The sequence below is a fragment of the Onishia taeanensis genome, assembly GCF_013349955.1.
Taxonomy (GTDB): domain Bacteria; phylum Pseudomonadota; class Gammaproteobacteria; order Pseudomonadales; family Halomonadaceae; genus Onishia; species Onishia taeanensis_B.
This window is the reverse complement of record NZ_JABVXC010000006.1, coordinates 58,805-74,384: the sequence shown is the minus strand read 5'-3', so window position 1 is coordinate 74,384 and position 15,580 is coordinate 58,805. Positions and strand designations below refer to the sequence as shown.

Genomic DNA, 15,580 nt, shown 5'->3' with positions numbered 1-15,580 from the left:
CTGCGCTCGCCCATACGGCGTTAAAAATAAGCTCAAGATGCTCATTTACACCCCGTAAACTCCGCTCTTTCGCCGATTTTTGCCTTGTCTGGCCTTCGCTCGTCGACTTTTCGGGCACAACCTAGGCGCTAATCAGCTTTTGTGGCGGGCGTTATAGACGCTTTCGTCGAGTTCGCCTTCGCTCTTGCCGACCAGGGTGGTGACCATCAGGTCGCCGGCGACGTTGACGCTGGTGCGTGCCATGTCGAGGATGCGGTCGATGCCGGCAATCACGGCGATGGCTTCCAGCGGCAGACCGATCTGGGCCATGACGATGGATAGCATGACCAGGCCGGCGCCGGGCACGCCGGCGGTGCCGATGGAGGCCAGGGTGCCGGTGACGATGATCATGCCGTAGTCGGCCATGCTCAGATCGACCCCCAGCAACTGGGCGATGAACACGGCCACCACGCCCTGATAAATGGCGGTGCCATCCATGTTGATGGTGGCACCTACCGGCAGTACGAAGCCCGCCACGCCTTCGGAAACCCCCAGATTCTTCTGGGCGCAGCGCAGCGAGACCGGCAGGGTGCCGGAAGATGACGCGGAAGAGAACGCGACCACCAGGGCATCGAGAATGCCCTGCAGGTAGCGCAGCGGGTTCAGGCGGCCAAGCAGGGCCAGCAGCCCCGAGTACACCAGCAGCACGTGCAGCACGCTTGCCAGATAGGCCACGCCGATGACCTTGGCCAGAGGCAGCAGCACGTCGAGGCCGTAGCTGCCGGCCACATGGGCGATCAGGCCGAACACGCCGATGGGCGCAAAGGCCATGACGATGTTGGTGAGCTTGACCATGGCCTCTGAGAAGCTCTCGAAGACGCGCACGGTGGGCTCGCCTTTTTCGCCGATCAGCGTAAGCGAGATGCCAAGGCCGATGGCGAAGACGATGATCTGCAGGATATTGCCGCTGGCCAGGGCGTCGATGGGGTTCTGGGGCACGAGACCCACCAGGATCTCGACCAGGCTCGGCGCTTCCTTGGACTCGACGCCAGACTCAAAGCTCATCTCAAGCCCCACGCCGGGCTGAAATACCCAGGAGGCGAGCAGGCCGATGGCGATGGCGAAGGCCGTGGTCAGTAGGTACAGAGCGATGGTGCGTGCCCCGATGCGCCCCATCTTCTGAGGGTCGCGCATGGCGGTGATGCCGACCACCAGGGTCGAAAATACCAGGGGCACGATCAGCATCTTGATGGCATTGATGAAGATATCGCCAAGCGGTTTGAAGATGCTGGCGTCCTTGCCCATCAGGGCGCCGGCCAGCACGCCGAGTACCAGGCCGGCGAGGATTTTCTGCCAAAGCGGGATGCGCTGCCAGGCATTGTGGTCGGTGGCAGTGGCGTGATTCGACACGTCAGACTCCTTTCTGTGTTGTGGTTGTGCAGTGGTTCATCATGCTGCAGGCCGACAATACTACAGAAAGGAGCGGAGGTTTATTTGCTGATCAGTAATAGATATTTCTGTCGATGAGACATACTGAATGACGCCACGACAGCGGTTACAGCACTTCTTGGAGCAGGTCTTTGAAGGCCGCCCAGGAGTGCTGATCGGCGCGGGCGTCGTAGCGATCGCTGCCCAGCACGGTGAAGGCATGCGGGGCACCGGAGTAGATCTGAATCTCATAGGTGGCGCTGGCCGCTTCAAGCTCCTGGGATAGGGCGGCGACCTGGTCCATGCCGATCGACTCATCGGCGCCGCCGTGAGCCACCAGCAGCGGCGGCATGTCGGCGGGGTAGGCTTGGCCTTCCGGCGTCGCCAGGCCGCCATGGAAGGTGGCGTAGCCCTTGATGTGCTCGGCAAGGCCGGAGCGAGCCAGCTCGAGGACCACCGCGCCGCCGAAGCAATAGCCCATCACCACGGTGTCGCTGGCGCCCAGTCGCTGCGCCTGGGCGAGGGCCGCCAGGGTACGCTCGCGCATGGCCTCGCGGTCTTCGTAGAGCTTGGCGGTCTCGGCTTTCTTGGCGTTGGTATCCACCGGGCGGTTGCCGGCGCCATAGAGATCGGCGGCGAAGGCGTCATAACCCTGCGCTGCCAACATGTCGGCGCGACGGATCTCGTAGTCGGTCAGCCCATCCCAGTCGTGAATGATCAGCACGCTGCCCTTGGACTCGCCCTGAGCGGTGGCATGGTAGCCCTGATAGGGCTGGCCGTTGATCTCGTAATTGACGGCCTGGCCGGCCAGCGCGGTGGTGGCAGTCAGGCTCAACAGCAGCGAACACAGGACTTTCATGGCATTCTCCGCGTCGGGGCTGAAGAAGCACTGGCCCCGGGGTTGGGATAGATAGGCTGAGCCCAGGTGCGGGGCAGCGCGAACAGGGGCGGCGAAACGCCGCTCAGCGACCGTGAAGAGGCTCAGTTGTCGTCTGCGTCGTCCTCGTCATCGGGGAGCCGAGGCTCGAGGGTGCGCATCTCATCGGGTAGGCGGACCATGTCGCCAAGTGCGAGCTTGCCGTGGGCCTGCATGCGGTCGCCGGTGCGCGGATGGATCAGCGCCACCACCTCGCCGATGCTGGTATCGCCGCCAACGAAGGCCTCGACCCGCACGCGCACGCTTATCCCCTCGTAATGGGCGTTGATGATGCTGCCAGGGTGCGGGTCGACGTACTCGCCGGGGTTGTGGGCGTAGAAGGCGAGTACGCTGTACTTGCCGGGATCATCCCATTCCACGTGCTTGTGCATCTTGGCTCTCCTTATGCGGGCAATGAGTCGGGGCTGTAGTGCTGAGAAGCTGTAGTACTGAAAAGTGTAAGTACTGAAAAGTGTTAGTGCTGGGAAACGAATGCTTCCCTTAGATTAGCCATTTTTGCGCCCAACGAAAAAGCCCACCGCCAAGGGTGGGCTTCCGTGATCCTGACGCGCAGCGCCAGGATCTTCAAGGAGGCGACGCTCGAGAGCGTTCGCCGGGGCGTGACTTAGCCCTTCTTGGCGCGCTTGCGCTCGTTTTCCTTGAGATGCTTCTTGCGCAGGCGAATGTGGTTCGGAGTGATTTCGACCAGCTCGTCGCTGTCGAGAAACTCGATGGCCTGCTCGAGGGTGAAGCGAATCGGCGGCGTGAGCACGAGGTTCTCGTCGTTGCCCGAGGCGCGCATGTTGTCGAGTTTCTTGGCCTTGGTCGGGTTGACCACCATGTCGTCGGCGCGGTTGTTGATGCCGATCAGCATGCCTTCGTAGACCTCGGTGCCGTGCTCGACGATCAGCTTGCCGCGATCCTGCAGGGCGAAGAGGGCGTAGGCCAGGGCCTTGCCGGGGACCATGGAGACCAGCACGCCGTTGCGACGCTCGATGGAGGCATCGGGCTTGAGTTCGCCGTAATGGTCGAAGCGGCTGGTGAGGATGCCGGTACCGGAGGTCAGGGTCAGGAACTGACCGCGGAAGCCGATCAGACCACGTGCCGGGATGATGAAGTCCAGGCGTACACGACCCTTGCCGTCCGGGTTCATGTTGGTCATCTCGCCCTTGCGATAGCCAAGCTCTTCCATGATGGAGCCCTGATGCTCCTCTTCACAGTCGATGATGACTTCTTCGTAGGGCTCCTGCTTGACACCGTCGATCTCGCGGATGATCACTTCGGGGCGGCCCACGGCCAGCTCGAAGCCTTCACGGCGCATGCTTTCGATCAGCACCGAGAGGTGCAGCTCGCCACGGCCGGAGACCTTGAACTTCTCGGGGGTTTCGCCTTGCTCGACGCGCAGCGCGACGTTGTGGATCAGTTCCTGTTCGAGGCGATCCTTGATGTTGCGGCTGGTGACGTACTTGCCGTCACGTCCGGCCATCGGCGAGTCGTTGACCTGGAAGGTCATGGACACGGTCGGCTCGTCGACGGACAGCGCCGGCAGCGCCTCGACGTTGGCCGGATCACAGATGGTATCGGAGATCGCCAGGGCGTCGATGCCGGTGATGCAGACGATATCGCCAGCGGTGGCCTTTTCGGTCTGCACGCGCTCCAGGCCCATGTGGGTCATTACCTGGCCGATCTTGCCCTTGCGGGTGTTGCCTTCCTTGGTGATGACGCTGATCTGCTGGCCGGGGCTGATGGCGCCGCGCTTGATGCGGCCAAGGCCGATGACGCCGACGTAGCTGTTGTAGTCCAGCGCGGAAATCTGCATCTGCAGCGGGCCGTCGAGTTCGACCTTGGGCGGCTCGACGATATCGACGATGGCGCGGAACATCGGCGTCATGTCATCGGCGAGGGCTTCCGGCTCTTCACCGGCGACGCCGTTCAGGGCCGAGCAGTAGATGATCGGGAAGTCGAGCTGCTCGTCGCTGGCGCCGAGGTTGTCGAACAGATCGAAGATCTGGTCGATGACCCAGTCCGGACGTGCGCCGGGGCGGTCGATCTTGTTGACTACGACGATCGGCTTGAGGCCCTGGTCGAAAGCCTTCTGGGTCACGAAGCGGGTCTGGGGCATCGGGCCATCGACCGCATCGACCATCAGCAGCACGGAATCGACCATCGACATCACGCGCTCCACCTCACCACCGAAGTCGGCGTGTCCCGGCGTGTCGACGATGTTGATGTGGTAGTCGGTGTCGGCGCTGGTGTCGTGCCAACGGATCGCGGTGTTCTTGGCCAGGATGGTAATGCCGCGTTCTTTCTCCTGGTCATTGGAGTCCATGATCCGCTCTTGGCCTTCGGCCTTGCGGTCGAGGGTGCCGGACTGACTGAGGAGCTTGTCGACCAGCGTCGTCTTGCCGTGGTCAACGTGGGCGATGATGGCGATGTTGCGAAGATTCTCGATCACGAAGGGATCCTGCTGCGAAAATTGGGCGACATTATAGTATCCGGGCCGGTGCCCCTACCAGCGCTGTAGGCGAATTCTCGCCGCGGTCAGCACCAAGTCCTTGATACCCAGCGCTTGAATCCTGGTCCTGATTGCCTTGAATGAGGATGACATCCGGCATTGGCGGACTCGATCGGCGTTGGCCGCACGACACGCAGGACGTGATTGAGACGTGGAGAAGGGCCAGGGGTGATCGGGACGGGCGCGAGGGTGATCCGGGGATACTCTACTTTAACGCGTTACTTCAACGCGTCCTTAGCTCGTTGCGTTGCTCCATGGAGGAACGCGGAATTATAGCGATATTTCCATGATACGCGCATGACAAGCGCGCAGACGCTCCACCAGGTCCTCGTGAGCGGTGTCGTCGAGGCCGGTATCAAAGCCTCCGATGCGCTCGAACCACTGGCGGGCGATGCACAGGGTACCGGCTGGGGTGGCGACATGCCACAGTCGCCGCAGGGTCGTCATCAGCGCGGGGGCATGGGGCTGGAAGATCATGGCATCCCACTGCTGGTGCTCTAGCAGGTTGTCGACCTCGCCTAGCCAACTGCTGCGCAGCCGTCCGTGAGGAGAGAGAAAGACCAGGATGTCGGCAGAAGTCAGGCGGGCGATGGCGTTGCCGCGGGCGCCGAAGGTGGCGTGATCGCAGACGGTGAAACGGCCGCCGAAGCGTCGGCTCAGTGTCGCCAGGCGGGCATTTTCGGCGGTGCCGATGACCTGAATATCGACCCGTGCCGGATGCCGTCGCACGGCTTCGTTGAGAGTGGCCATGCAGCGTGGCAGTTGAGCGCCCATCAGCCTGGAATCGACGATAACGCTATAGGCATTCATCTGCGGTGACGCTCCTGCGTGGGCTTATGCAACGCGCTCATGGGGGCGTGTCGCGGTGTGGGATGTCACCGTTTCAAGGCATATCAGACAACGAGGGCGCCAGGCTGCGCCCTTGTTGTGTAATAAAGTGTAGCTTTGAGTTTCACGAGGTAGCAATACTATATTTAGCTGATATGACCGGGGGCAGAGCGTTTGGTTCGGCTCATCCAAACTGGTGGGTCGGCTCAACGTGGCACGCGGCTCCATGGATGTGTTGTTTTGGTGCGCTTCAGATCAAGAGTGTTCAATTTTGGTGCATTGAGCGCGCCGACCAGACGCGAGGTGCGCTAAAAATAACCATTAATGGACTCTTTTCTTTAGTCTAAATAAGGGAAAAAGTATTTTTAATCAGTTGGTTATTTGTTTTTCTTGGCCATTGTGCGCCATTTTGGCACGTCCCCTGCATTGTACTTTCCAGTGACATATCGCAGTGACATGACGCCGTTCATGTCCTGTACCGGCGACCATGGGCCTGAGGCCTTTGGCATGGTACAAACGATTCGGTCCCGTTTTGCTGTGGCGGCGGGGTCGAGACACGTAACCACCTCGCCGGGCACGCACGCCAACCACAAGAGCCATCGCTCATCCTCTGGAGGACACCATGTCTGAGAAGACCCTCGCACTGATCGAAGAACACGACATCAAGTGGGTAGACCTACGCTTCACCGATACCATCGGTAAAGAGCAGCATGTCACCATTCCGGCGCACTCCGTGGACGAGGAATTCTTCGACAACGGCCAGATGTTCGATGGTTCTTCCATCTCTGGCTGGAAGGGCATCAACGAGTCCGACATGATCCTGCGCCCGGAAGACGGCAGCGCCTATCTGGACCCGTTCACCGAAGACGCCACCCTGGTGCTGCGCTGCGACATCATCGAGCCGGCTACCATGCAGGGCTACGAGCGTGACCCGCGCTCCATCGCCAAGCGCGCCGAGGCTTACCTGCAGTCTACCGGCCTTGGCGACACCGCCTTCTTCGGCCCGGAGCCCGAGTTCTTCATCTTCGACGAAGTGCACTGGAAGTCCGACATCCAGGGCTCCATGTACAAGATCACCTCCGAAGAAGGCGCCTGGGCCACTGACAGCGTCGTCGAAGGCGGCAACCTCGGCCACCGCCCGCGCGTCAAGGGCGGCTACTTCCCGGTTCCGCCGGTGGATAGCTTCCACGACATGCGTAGCGCCATGTGTAACACCCTGGAAGCCATCGGCCAGAGCGTCGAAGTGCACCACCACGAGGTGTCCAACGCCGGCCAGAACGAGATCGGGGTCAAGTTCAACACCCTGGTCAAGAAGGCCGACGAAGTGCAGTCCATGAAGTATGTGATCCACAACGTGGCGCATGCCTATGGCAAGACGGCCACCTTCATGCCCAAGCCGCTGGTGGGTGACAACGGTTCCGGCATGCACGTCCACCAGTCCTTCTGGAAAGACGGCGTCAACCAGTTTGCCGGTGACGAGTATGCGGGCCTGTCCGAAACGGCCCTCTACTACATCGGCGGCATCATCAAGCACGCGCGTGCCCTGAACGCCTTCACCAACGCGGCGACCAACTCCTACAAGCGTCTGGTGCCGGGCTTCGAGGCGCCGGTAATGCTGGCCTACTCGGCGCGTAACCGCTCTGCGTCCATCCGCATTCCCTACACCGCAAGCCCGAAGGGCAAGCGCATCGAGGCCCGCTTCCCGGACCCGACCGCCAACCCCTACCTGTGCTTTGCGGCGATGCTGATGGCCGGCCTCGATGGCATCAAGAACAAGATCCATCCTGGCGATGCCATGGACAAGAACCTCTATGACCTGCCGCCGGAAGAGGGCAAGGCCATTCCCACCGTCGCCGAGAGCCTGGACCAGGCCCTGGACGCGCTGGATGCCGATCGTACTTTCCTGACCGAAGGTGGCGTGTTCACCGACGACATGATCGATGCTTACATCGAGCTCAAGGAAGAGGACGTCGAGCGTCTGCGCATGACCACGCATCCGGTCGAGTTCGACATGTACTATAGCTGTTAAGAACAGCTGCTAAGAACAGCTGCTGATTGCCACCGTCGGCTCAAGGGCCGGTGCGTTGGTTAGTCGCCAAAGGGGGCCGCTCACGCGGTCCCCTTTTTTGGTTACACTCGGCGTAGCCAGTCGTCGACCGTCGATAGGGTAAGCAGCTAGGGAGAGCAAACGATGCTAAGCGTCAGGAGAGTCGCCACAGGCGTCAGGTCGGCGATGTTGTCGCAGAAGTGGCCGTTGAGGATGCTGCCGCTCAGACAGACGCGGTCAGGTTTGGTGCCGTTGAGAGTGATGCTGTTGAGAGAGTTGCCGTTGAGAGAGTCGCCGTTGAGAGCCATGTCGTCGAAAGTGATGTCGCTGGGCGTGGCGGCGCTGGTGCTCGCCCTGCTGCCGCTCATCGCGTCGGCGGCCACGGTATACCGCCACGTCGACGAGCAGGGCAACGTCAGCTACTCCGACCGTCCGGATAGCGGTGAAAAGATGACGCTTGCGCCGTTGACCGTGGTGCCGGCGACTCCCGATGCTTCTTCGTCCTCCTCCCTCAACAATCGCTCGCAAAGTAGCAATCGCAATAGCCAGCCGGCGGCGCCCCCCTTCCTGCCTTATTCGACCTTTCGCATCGCGTCCCCCACCAATGAGCAGACGCTGCCGACGGGCTACGCCGGCAATGTCCAGGTCGAGCTGTCGATCGAGCCTGCGCTGCGCGACGACCATCGGGTGCGCCTGTTGGTCGATGGCCAGGTCAGCCAATCGGCAATGCACTCGTCGGTGTTCATGGTGACCGGTCTTGAGCGCGGCGAGCACCAATTGGTCGCCGAACTGTTGGATGCCGATGGCCGGGTGCGTCATAGCAGTGAGCCGGTAACGCTCTTCGTGCAGCGTGCCAGCGTCAATCTGCCTCGCAATCCGAATAACTCCAGCAATACTGGCGGCTGACATAGCGCGGCGCCATAACCGGCGCCACTCTTTTTGATCCCGCTCCTTGATCCCGCTCCATGACGCCGCTTCATACTGCCACGCATTCATGATGCCACTCTCTGGCTTCGCCGCAGCGCCCTTCATCACGATGGCCCACACCGAGACACCTAGACGACACGCCGTTCGCTATACGCCCCTTAGCGCAGCGTTTCTCGTCCCGCCGTCTCACCGTAGCAGTCGTTTATGGTGAGGCCTGCGGCGACAGCGGGCAAAGTTTTGCACTAACATGGTGCATTCAATGATGACCGTTATTTCCCTATGACTGTAGTGGCGGCCTTGTTAAGGCTGGCGCGCTTCTTGCACAGCTATAGGGAATGCTGACCGAGCGAAGTGCACCATGTACCAACGTCTGCTGGAGCATCTGAGTGCGGCCGTCCTGCTGTTGGACGGCGGTCTTCGGGTGAGCTGGATGAACCCTGCCGCTGAGGCGCTGTTGGCCGTCAGCCTCAAGCGGGTTCGTGGCACCTGCCTCGAACCTCTGGAAGGCATCGATGGCGCCATTTCCGAGGTGCTGTGCAAGGCCCGCGATGAGCTGCACCCGTTCACCCAGCGTGAGGCGGTGCTGACCACCGGCAGCGGCGAGGTGGTAACCGCCGACTTCACGGTGACCCCGCTGTCGAAAGAGGAGCTGCTGCTTGAGATCGAGCCCCGTGACCGCTTGATGCGCATTTCCCGAGAGGAGGCGCTGATCGCCCGTCAGCAGACCATCAAGACCCTGACCCGCGGGTTGGCCCACGAGATCAAGAATCCGCTCGGCGGGATTCGCGGTGCGGCTCAGCTGCTGGAACGCGACCTGCCGGACCCGTCGCTCAAGGAGTTCACTCGCGTCATCGTCGAGGAGGCGGATCGGCTGCGTGACCTCGTCGATCGCATGCTTGGCCCCAATCAGCCGGCCCATGATGCGCTCTTCAACATCCACAAGGTGCTGGAGAGAGTGCGTTCGTTGATCACCGCCGAACACCCGCAGGTGCGGCTGGTGCGGGATTATGACCCCAGCCTGCCGGAACTCCAGGGCGACGAGGCGCGCATGATCCAGGCGGTGCTCAACATTGCCCGCAATGCGGTCGAGGCCATGGGCGATGCCGGCACCAAGACCCCGAGGCTGACGCTGCGCACCCGCGCTCGTCGCCAATTCACTCTCGGCACCGAGCGCCATCGGCTGGTCTGCGAGGTGGCGATCATCGATAACGGCCCGGGTATTCCCGAGTCGCTGAGCGAGACCCTGTTCTTTCCAATGGTGTCCGGTCGCGCCGAGGGCAGCGGCCTGGGACTGTCGATCGCCCAGTCCATCCTGCACAAGCACCAGGGGCTGATCGAATGTGACAGCGAGCCGGGTGCCACCGAATTCCGGTTACTGGTGCCGCTGGATGCGCCGCCGCAACGCAAGGAAGCCCAATCATGATGGGCATTAACGTCTTTCTCACTGCTTACGCCCTGACCCTGCTGGAGGCATCATGACCGATCCCGCGCGTATCGTTATCGTCGACGACGACCGTGCCATCCGTTGGGTACTGGAGCGCTCCCTGGCGCAGCCGGACCTTTCGGTCGAAAGCTTTGAACGCGCCGATACGGCGCTGGCTAGCCTGGAAGCATCGCCACCCGATGTGCTGGTCACCGACATTCGCATGCCGGGTCTCGATGGCCTCGAGCTGATGGCGCGGGTCCGCGAGCGACATCCGGATATGCCGGTGATCGTGATGACCGCCCACTCGGATCTCGACAGCGCCGTGGCGTCCTATCAGGGCGGTGCCTTCGAGTATCTGCCCAAGCCGTTCGATGTAGACGAGGCGCTGGCGTTGGTGCGCCGCGCCGTGGCGCACGCCCGCGAGCGCCAGCGCCCGGCCGAGGCGCCAGAGGGCCTGAGTGCTGAGATCATCGGTGAGGCGCCGGCGATGCAGGAGGTGTTTCGCGCCATCGGTCGGCTCTCGCATTCGCACATCACCGTGCTGATCAACGGCGAGTCCGGTACCGGCAAGGAGCGTGTCGCCCAGGCGTTGCACCAGCACAGCCCGCGGGCCGGCAAGCCTTTTATCGCCCTGAACATGGCAGCCATTCCCAAGGACCTGATGGAATCAGAGCTGTTCGGCCACGAGAAGGGCGCCTTCACCGGCGCTGCCGCTCAGCGCCGGGGCCGCTTCGAGCAGGCCGACGGCGGCACGCTGTTTCTCGACGAGATCGGTGACATGCCGCCGGATACCCAGACTCGGCTGCTGCGAGTGCTGGCCGACGGCGAGTTCTATCGGGTCGGCGGCCATGTCTCGGTGAAGGCCGATGTGCGTATCATTGCCGCCACCCACCAGAACCTCGAAACCCTGGTCAGCGACGGCCGCTTTCGCGAAGATCTGTTCCACCGCCTCAACGTGATTCGCGTGCATCTACCGACCCTCGCCGAGCGCCGCGAGGATATCCCGCGCCTGATGCAGCACTTTCTCGCCGAGGCGGCCAAGGAGCTTTCCACCGAGGCCAAGGTGCTGACCCCGGAGGCCGAAGCACATCTGGCGCGACTGCCCTGGCCGGGCAACGTGCGCCAGCTCGAGAACACCTGCCGTTGGCTGACCGTGATGGCGTCGGGGCGCGAGGTGTTGATCGACGATCTGCCGCCGGAACTTCGCTCCACCGAGGGTACTGAAGTGGCCGCCGGTGACTGGCGCAGCGCTTTTCGCGAGTGGGCCGACCGGGCGCTGGCCGCCGGGCAGACGCATCTGCTCGAGGAGGCCGTACCGGACTTTGAACGTATCCTGATCGAAACGGCGCTCAAGCACACCGGCGGGCGCAAGGGCGAGGCTGCCGAGCTACTCGGCTGGGGGCGCAATACTCTGACCCGTAAGCTGAAGGTGCTGCTGCCGGCGCTGGCCGACGACTGAAAGCCGGAGGCCGTGCCGCTTGCCAGAGTTCCCGAGCGTATCCTGATCGAAACGGCGCTCAAGCACACCGGCGGGCGCTCTCCACAAGACCGGCGAGGCTGCCGAGTTGCTCGGCTGGGGGCGTAATACTCTGACCCGTAAGCTGAAGGTGCTGCTGCCGGCGCTGGCCGACGACTGAAGGCCGGAGGCCGTGCCGCTTGCCAGAGTTCCCGAGCGTATCCTGATCGAAACGGCGTTCAAGCACACCGGCGGGCGCTCTCCACAAGACCGGCGAGGCCGCGGAGTTGCTCGGCTGGGGGCGCAATACTCTGACCCGTAAGTTGAAGGTGCTGCTGCCGGCGCTGGCCGACGACTGAAGGCCGGAGGCCGTGCCGCTTGCCAGAGTTCCCGAGCGTATCCTGATCGAAACGGCGTTCAAGCACACCGGCGGGCGCTCTCCACAAGACCGGCGAGGCCGCCGAGTTGCTCGACTTGGGGCGCAATACTCTGACCCGTAAGCTGAAGGTGCTGCTGCCGGCGCTGGCCGACGAATGAGGGTTGATCTGCACTGCGTGAGTGTCAGGGCACTGGCCCGGTGATGAGGGGGGTGCCAGAATGGAGGCCCTGACCTTAGGAGGCGTCATGACGCTGATGCACTGGGAACGCCTGCTGGATCCTCACCGGCTCAACGACAAGCCCCGCGCGACACGCGAGGAGCTGGGCCGCAGCCCCTTCCACAAGGACCATGACCGGATCGTTTTCGCCGGCTCCTTTCGGCGCCTGGGGCGCAAGACGCAGGTGCATCCGCTTACCGACAATGACCATATCCATACCCGCCTGACCCACTCGATGGAGGTCGGCTGCGTGGGCCGTAGCCTGGGCATGATCGTTGGCGAGGGGCTGCGCGAGCGGCTGCCCGATTGGATTACTCCCGCCGACCTGGGTGTCATCGTGCAGGCGGCGTGCCTGGGGCACGACATTGGCAACCCGCCCTTCGGCCATGCCGGTGAATATGCGATACGCGACTGGTTCAAGCGCGCCGAGGCCGATGGCCTTGGCTATCTCGAGGAGTTATCGCCGCTCGAGCGCCGTGATCTGCTGACCTACGAGGGCAACGCCCAGGGCTTTCGCATCGTCACCCAGATCGAGTACAACCAGTTCAATGGCGGCATGCGCCTGACCGGGGCGACGCTCGGCACCCTGCTCAAGTATCCCTGGACGGTGGAGCACGGCGGCGGGGCCGGCAAGTTCGGCTGCTATCAATCCGAGCGCGAACAGCTCGCCGAGGTGGCTCATCGGCTGGGCCTCAAGCAGCGCGACGACTGGGCCTGGTGTCGCCATCCGCTGGCTTATCTGGTCGAGGCCGCAGATGACATCTGCTATGCGCTGCTGGATCTCGAGGATGGCCTCGAGATGGGCATTCTGCGCTTCGATGAGGTCGCCGAGATCCTGGTCCAGATCGCTGGCGGCGAACCGGAGGACTATCACGCCATGAGCGAGCAGGGCGTGTCCCAGCGTCGTCGCATCGCCGCGCTGCGTGGCGCGGCCATGGAGCGGGCGGTGAATGATGTCGGTGCGGTCTTCGTTCAGCATGAGCAGGAAATGCTGGCAGGAACCCTAAGCGATGATCTGCTGGAGCTCTGCCACCCGGATCTCGGCTGGGGTGTCAGTGCTGCCAAGCAGTTGGCCCGCGAGCGCATCTTCCAGAATGAGCGCAAGGCCAAGCTGGAGATCGGCGCCTACACGACGCTCGGCATCCTGCTCGAGGCATTTATCGGCGCCGCCCACGAGCTGCACACCACCGGGCGCTCGACCTTCAAGCACCAGCGGGTGCTGGCGCTGATCGGCGAGAACACCCCGCGGCCATCCTGGAGCCTCTATGACAGCTATCGGCGCATGCTGGATTTCATCGGTGGCATGACCGACCACTACGCGGTGGACCTGGCACAGGAAATGGGCGGTCGCTTGAAAGCCGACTGATCCCGGCGCCGGCCGGCGTGGCTTATTTTGCCGCTCAGGCAGTCATCTTGAGCGGCGGTTCACCGTCCGGGTCGCGCTCTGGGTCCAGATCCGGGTCGATGTCATTGCCAATGCCCAGCACGCGCTTGATGGCGTGGCCGATGCGCTTGCTGCTGTCGGCGATGCCCTGGTTGCCGAACAGGCGGTTGAATTCGAATACATAGGGATGGCCGTCGACCATGGCGATATCGAAGCCGGCATGGTCGATATCGAGTTCCCTGGCCAGGCGCAGTGCCAACGCGGTGGCCGCTTCGGGGATGTCATCATGCTCGACGCGCCCGCCCTGGCTGACGTTGGCCCGATAGCCGCCGAGCGGCGTGACCCGCCAGTAGGCGGTGAGCACTTCGCCGCCGACCACCACGATGCGCAGGTCACGATCGACCGGCAGCCGCTGCTGGGCGTAGAGCACTGGCTCATCCTCGATATGAGCCTCCAGCGCCTCGCGGCAGTCGATCAGGCTGACGCCGTCACCCATCGAGCTCTTGATGCGCTTGGCGATGAAGGGATAGCCGAAACGTGCTTCGACAAGCTCAAGCGAGGCCCGCGACGTGCCGAGAATCTCGGTAGGCGGCACATGCTCAGGGCAAATCGCCATGAAGGCGCGAGTCTGTTCGACCTTGTTGTGCCCCAGGTGATAGCTGGCCAGACTCGGGAAGATGCGCGCCTTGAGTCCGTAGACCAGGGTATGCACCTGCCAATAGGCTGGGAACAGCAGCCAGTCGGCGGCCTGGATCTCGTCGAGATGATCGTACATGCGCTCGGGTTTGATGTAGCGAACGCCGGCCAGCCCCAAGGTGCGAAAGACGTCGAACGTGATTATCTTCATTAGTTAAGTTTGGAGAACTCCCATGAAAGGCGCGGATTATTATCCGAGCCATCTGGGTCTGGCAAGCATTATCGATCATCGTTTGATAACTCCTTGAGACGCCCGTTAATTCCGCTGACGCTTTGCCCCTGTACCCTTGAGCTAGTGATCTCTGAGCCAATGACTCTTGGATCCGTGACTCATGGACCAGTGACCCATGAAAGAGGAGCGAACATGCCTAGATGCTCGAGTTGGCCCGTTCGGCGTCGCGGATGGACAGGCTCCGCGCTGCCTGGCCGGTCGTCGAAAAGGTGGCGGAGCCGGTCGTTGAGCAGCTGGTTGAGCCTGTCACTCGGCCTAGCGATGGCGTTGGCGTTGAGCGGCCCGGCCATGGCCCGCTCGGGCGCGGAGTCGGCCGCGCCTTCCGCGCCTTCCGCGCTTGCTGCCCTGGCGGCGCTTTCCGGCAGGTCCGACGGCTCCGGCTTCGCCCACTACACCCTGGCACTGACCTGGCATCCCGGTTTCTGTAGCACCCGCCGCCAGCCGCCGAGAGAGTGTCGTGACGCTTCGCTTTCCCGGGGCGCGGCGGATGGCTTCGTGCTGCACGGCCTGTGGCCCTCGCTGCCGGCCCGCTTTGCCAAACAGGGGGTGGTGCGCCAGGAGTGGTGGCGCCAGGGCTGCTTCATCGAGTCCCCGCGGGCAAGCGGTAGTTTTTGCCGTGCCCATCCCCCTTTTCATCTACCAACGTCGCTGGATCAGTCACTGGACCGTGCCATGCCAGGGCGGGCGAGCTGCCTGGATCGTTATCAGTACGCCAAGCACGCGGCCTGCCTGGCGCTGCCGGTCGATGACTATTTCGCTGCCGCCGTGGCCTTGCGTGACACGGTCAATGCCAGTGCCTTTGGAGACTTCGTTAACCAGCATCGTGGTGGAGAGGTTGCGCGTAATGCGCTGATCACTGTCTTTGAAGCCGTCTTTGGCGAGGATACGGGGCGGGCGCTGCGACTCGAGTGCGGAGGGCGCGGCAACCGAGTGCTCACCGAGATTCGTATCGGCATTGATGCCGAGCGCCTGGCGGCCTTTCCCGATGCGCCCAGCCTGGTGGCGCTGGGGCGCGGGCGGTGTTCGACCCGGGTGCGCGTGATGGCAGGCACCCCCTAGCGGCCTTGAACTTACTGCCAGGACTGGCGGCAAGGGCCGGCGGCAAGGGCCGGCGGCAAGGGCTATGAGGAATCGGGAACAACAGCCATGA

The 15,580-nt window shown here is 62.8% G+C and carries 15 protein-coding genes and 1 pseudogene; 9 read left to right on the top strand and 7 right to left on the bottom strand.

Annotated elements, in window-relative coordinates:
- Positions 1 to 132 precede the first annotated feature (132 nt).
- The 5 genes from HUS66_RS09175 to HUS66_RS09155 form a co-directional block, all read right to left on the bottom strand.
- Positions 133 to 1,389, bottom strand: a complete 1,257-nt coding sequence (locus tag HUS66_RS09175; RefSeq protein ID WP_175070613.1) for a dicarboxylate/amino acid:cation symporter — start codon at positions 1,387 to 1,389, stop codon at positions 133 to 135.
- 145 nt (positions 1,390 to 1,534) lie between these two features.
- Positions 1,535 to 2,266: a dienelactone hydrolase family protein gene (locus tag HUS66_RS09170; protein WP_175070612.1), complete on the bottom strand. Its 732-nt coding sequence runs from the start codon at positions 2,264 to 2,266 to the stop codon at positions 1,535 to 1,537.
- A gap of 122 nt (positions 2,267 to 2,388) precedes the next feature.
- The gene (locus tag HUS66_RS09165) at positions 2,389 to 2,715 is read right to left on the bottom strand and encodes a hypothetical protein (RefSeq protein ID WP_175070611.1); all 327 of its coding nucleotides are present in this window, start codon (positions 2,713 to 2,715) and stop codon (positions 2,389 to 2,391) included.
- A 233-nt stretch (positions 2,716 to 2,948) separates the two neighbouring features.
- Positions 2,949 to 4,778: a translational GTPase TypA gene (typA, locus tag HUS66_RS09160; RefSeq protein ID WP_175070610.1), complete on the bottom strand. Its 1,830-nt coding sequence runs from the start codon at positions 4,776 to 4,778 to the stop codon at positions 2,949 to 2,951.
- A 330-nt stretch (positions 4,779 to 5,108) separates the two neighbouring features.
- A complete protein-coding gene (locus HUS66_RS09155; protein ID WP_175070609.1) occupies positions 5,109 to 5,648 on the bottom strand; it encodes a hypothetical protein in 540 nt (179 codons plus the stop codon).
- A gap of 640 nt (positions 5,649 to 6,288) precedes the next feature.
- On the opposite strand from HUS66_RS09155, the gene glnA reads away from it, so the two are divergent.
- Positions 6,289 to 7,695 carry a glutamate--ammonia ligase gene (gene glnA, locus HUS66_RS09150; RefSeq protein WP_175070608.1) on the top strand — a complete coding sequence of 469 codons (1,407 nt, stop codon included), beginning with the start codon at positions 6,289 to 6,291 and terminating at the stop codon, positions 7,693 to 7,695.
- A 146-nt stretch (positions 7,696 to 7,841) separates the two neighbouring features.
- On the opposite strand, the gene HUS66_RS09145 is transcribed toward glnA, so the two are convergent.
- Positions 7,842 to 8,021, bottom strand: coding sequence for a hypothetical protein (locus tag HUS66_RS09145; RefSeq protein ID WP_175070607.1), 180 nt, complete (start codon positions 8,019 to 8,021; stop codon positions 7,842 to 7,844).
- Here HUS66_RS09145 and HUS66_RS09140 point away from each other — a divergent pair.
- The 7 genes and pseudogenes from HUS66_RS09140 (at position 8,020) to HUS66_RS09110 (ending at position 13,484) form a co-directional block, all read left to right on the top strand.
- Positions 8,020 to 8,619, top strand: a complete 600-nt coding sequence (locus HUS66_RS09140; protein WP_175070606.1) for a DUF4124 domain-containing protein — start codon at positions 8,020 to 8,022, stop codon at positions 8,617 to 8,619. The two genes, HUS66_RS09145 and HUS66_RS09140, sit on opposite strands and share 2 nt — an antisense overlap.
- Before the next feature lie 379 nt (positions 8,620 to 8,998).
- Positions 8,999 to 10,063 carry a nitrogen regulation protein NR(II) gene (glnL, locus tag HUS66_RS09135; protein ID WP_175070605.1) on the top strand — a complete coding sequence of 355 codons (1,065 nt, stop codon included), beginning with the start codon at positions 8,999 to 9,001 and terminating at the stop codon, positions 10,061 to 10,063.
- A gap of 52 nt (positions 10,064 to 10,115) precedes the next feature.
- Complete coding sequence (gene glnG, locus HUS66_RS09130; RefSeq protein WP_175070604.1) at positions 10,116 to 11,525, top strand: nitrogen regulation protein NR(I); 1,410 nt, start codon at positions 10,116 to 10,118, stop codon at positions 11,523 to 11,525.
- Positions 11,526 to 11,558: 33 nt separating this feature from the next.
- Positions 11,559 to 11,703: pseudogene (locus HUS66_RS18100) on the top strand (helix-turn-helix domain-containing protein); the annotation flags it as partial.
- A gap of 106 nt (positions 11,704 to 11,809) precedes the next feature.
- Complete coding sequence (locus tag HUS66_RS18095) at positions 11,810 to 11,881, top strand: hypothetical protein (protein ID WP_175070703.1); 72 nt, start codon at positions 11,810 to 11,812, stop codon at positions 11,879 to 11,881.
- A 106-nt stretch (positions 11,882 to 11,987) separates the two neighbouring features.
- Positions 11,988 to 12,059, top strand: coding sequence for a hypothetical protein (locus HUS66_RS18090; RefSeq protein ID WP_175070702.1), 72 nt, complete (start codon positions 11,988 to 11,990; stop codon positions 12,057 to 12,059).
- Between the two features lie 87 nt (positions 12,060 to 12,146).
- Complete coding sequence (locus HUS66_RS09110; RefSeq protein WP_175070603.1) at positions 12,147 to 13,484, top strand: deoxyguanosinetriphosphate triphosphohydrolase; 1,338 nt, start codon at positions 12,147 to 12,149, stop codon at positions 13,482 to 13,484.
- A gap of 34 nt (positions 13,485 to 13,518) precedes the next feature.
- On the opposite strand, the gene HUS66_RS09105 is transcribed toward HUS66_RS09110, so the two are convergent.
- Positions 13,519 to 14,349, bottom strand: a complete 831-nt coding sequence (locus HUS66_RS09105; protein WP_175070602.1) for an ATP-grasp domain-containing protein — start codon at positions 14,347 to 14,349, stop codon at positions 13,519 to 13,521.
- A gap of 306 nt (positions 14,350 to 14,655) precedes the next feature.
- Here HUS66_RS09105 and HUS66_RS09100 point away from each other — a divergent pair, with 306 nt between their 5' ends.
- Positions 14,656 to 15,489, top strand: a complete 834-nt coding sequence (locus HUS66_RS09100; protein WP_254628765.1) for a ribonuclease T2 family protein — start codon at positions 14,656 to 14,658, stop codon at positions 15,487 to 15,489.
- The last annotated feature ends 91 nt before the right edge of the window (positions 15,490 to 15,580 follow it).

Bases quoted from the DNA above. Each gene is read 5' to 3' on its own strand.
- HUS66_RS09170 (WP_175070612.1), bottom strand. From the start codon at position 2,266: ATGAAAGTCCTGTGTTCGCTGCTGTTGAGCCTGACTGCCACCACCGCG.
- HUS66_RS09140 (WP_175070606.1), top strand. From the start codon at position 8,020: ATGTCGTCGAAAGTGATGTCGCTGGGCGTGGCGGCGCTGGTGCTCGCC.
- glnG (WP_175070604.1), top strand. From the start codon at position 10,116: ATGACCGATCCCGCGCGTATCGTTATCGTCGACGACGACCGTGCCATC.
- HUS66_RS09155 (WP_175070609.1), bottom strand. From the start codon at position 5,648: ATGAATGCCTATAGCGTTATCGTCGATTCCAGGCTGATGGGCGCTCAA.
- HUS66_RS09110 (WP_175070603.1), top strand. From the start codon at position 12,147: ATGACGCTGATGCACTGGGAACGCCTGCTGGATCCTCACCGGCTCAAC.
- HUS66_RS09105 (WP_175070602.1), bottom strand. From the start codon at position 14,349: ATGAAGATAATCACGTTCGACGTCTTTCGCACCTTGGGGCTGGCCGGC.
- HUS66_RS09165 (WP_175070611.1), bottom strand. From the start codon at position 2,715: ATGCACAAGCACGTGGAATGGGATGATCCCGGCAAGTACAGCGTACTC.
- HUS66_RS09145 (WP_175070607.1), bottom strand. From the start codon at position 8,021: ATGGCTCTCAACGGCGACTCTCTCAACGGCAACTCTCTCAACAGCATC.
- glnA (WP_175070608.1), top strand. From the start codon at position 6,289: ATGTCTGAGAAGACCCTCGCACTGATCGAAGAACACGACATCAAGTGG.
- glnL (WP_175070605.1), top strand. From the start codon at position 8,999: ATGTACCAACGTCTGCTGGAGCATCTGAGTGCGGCCGTCCTGCTGTTG.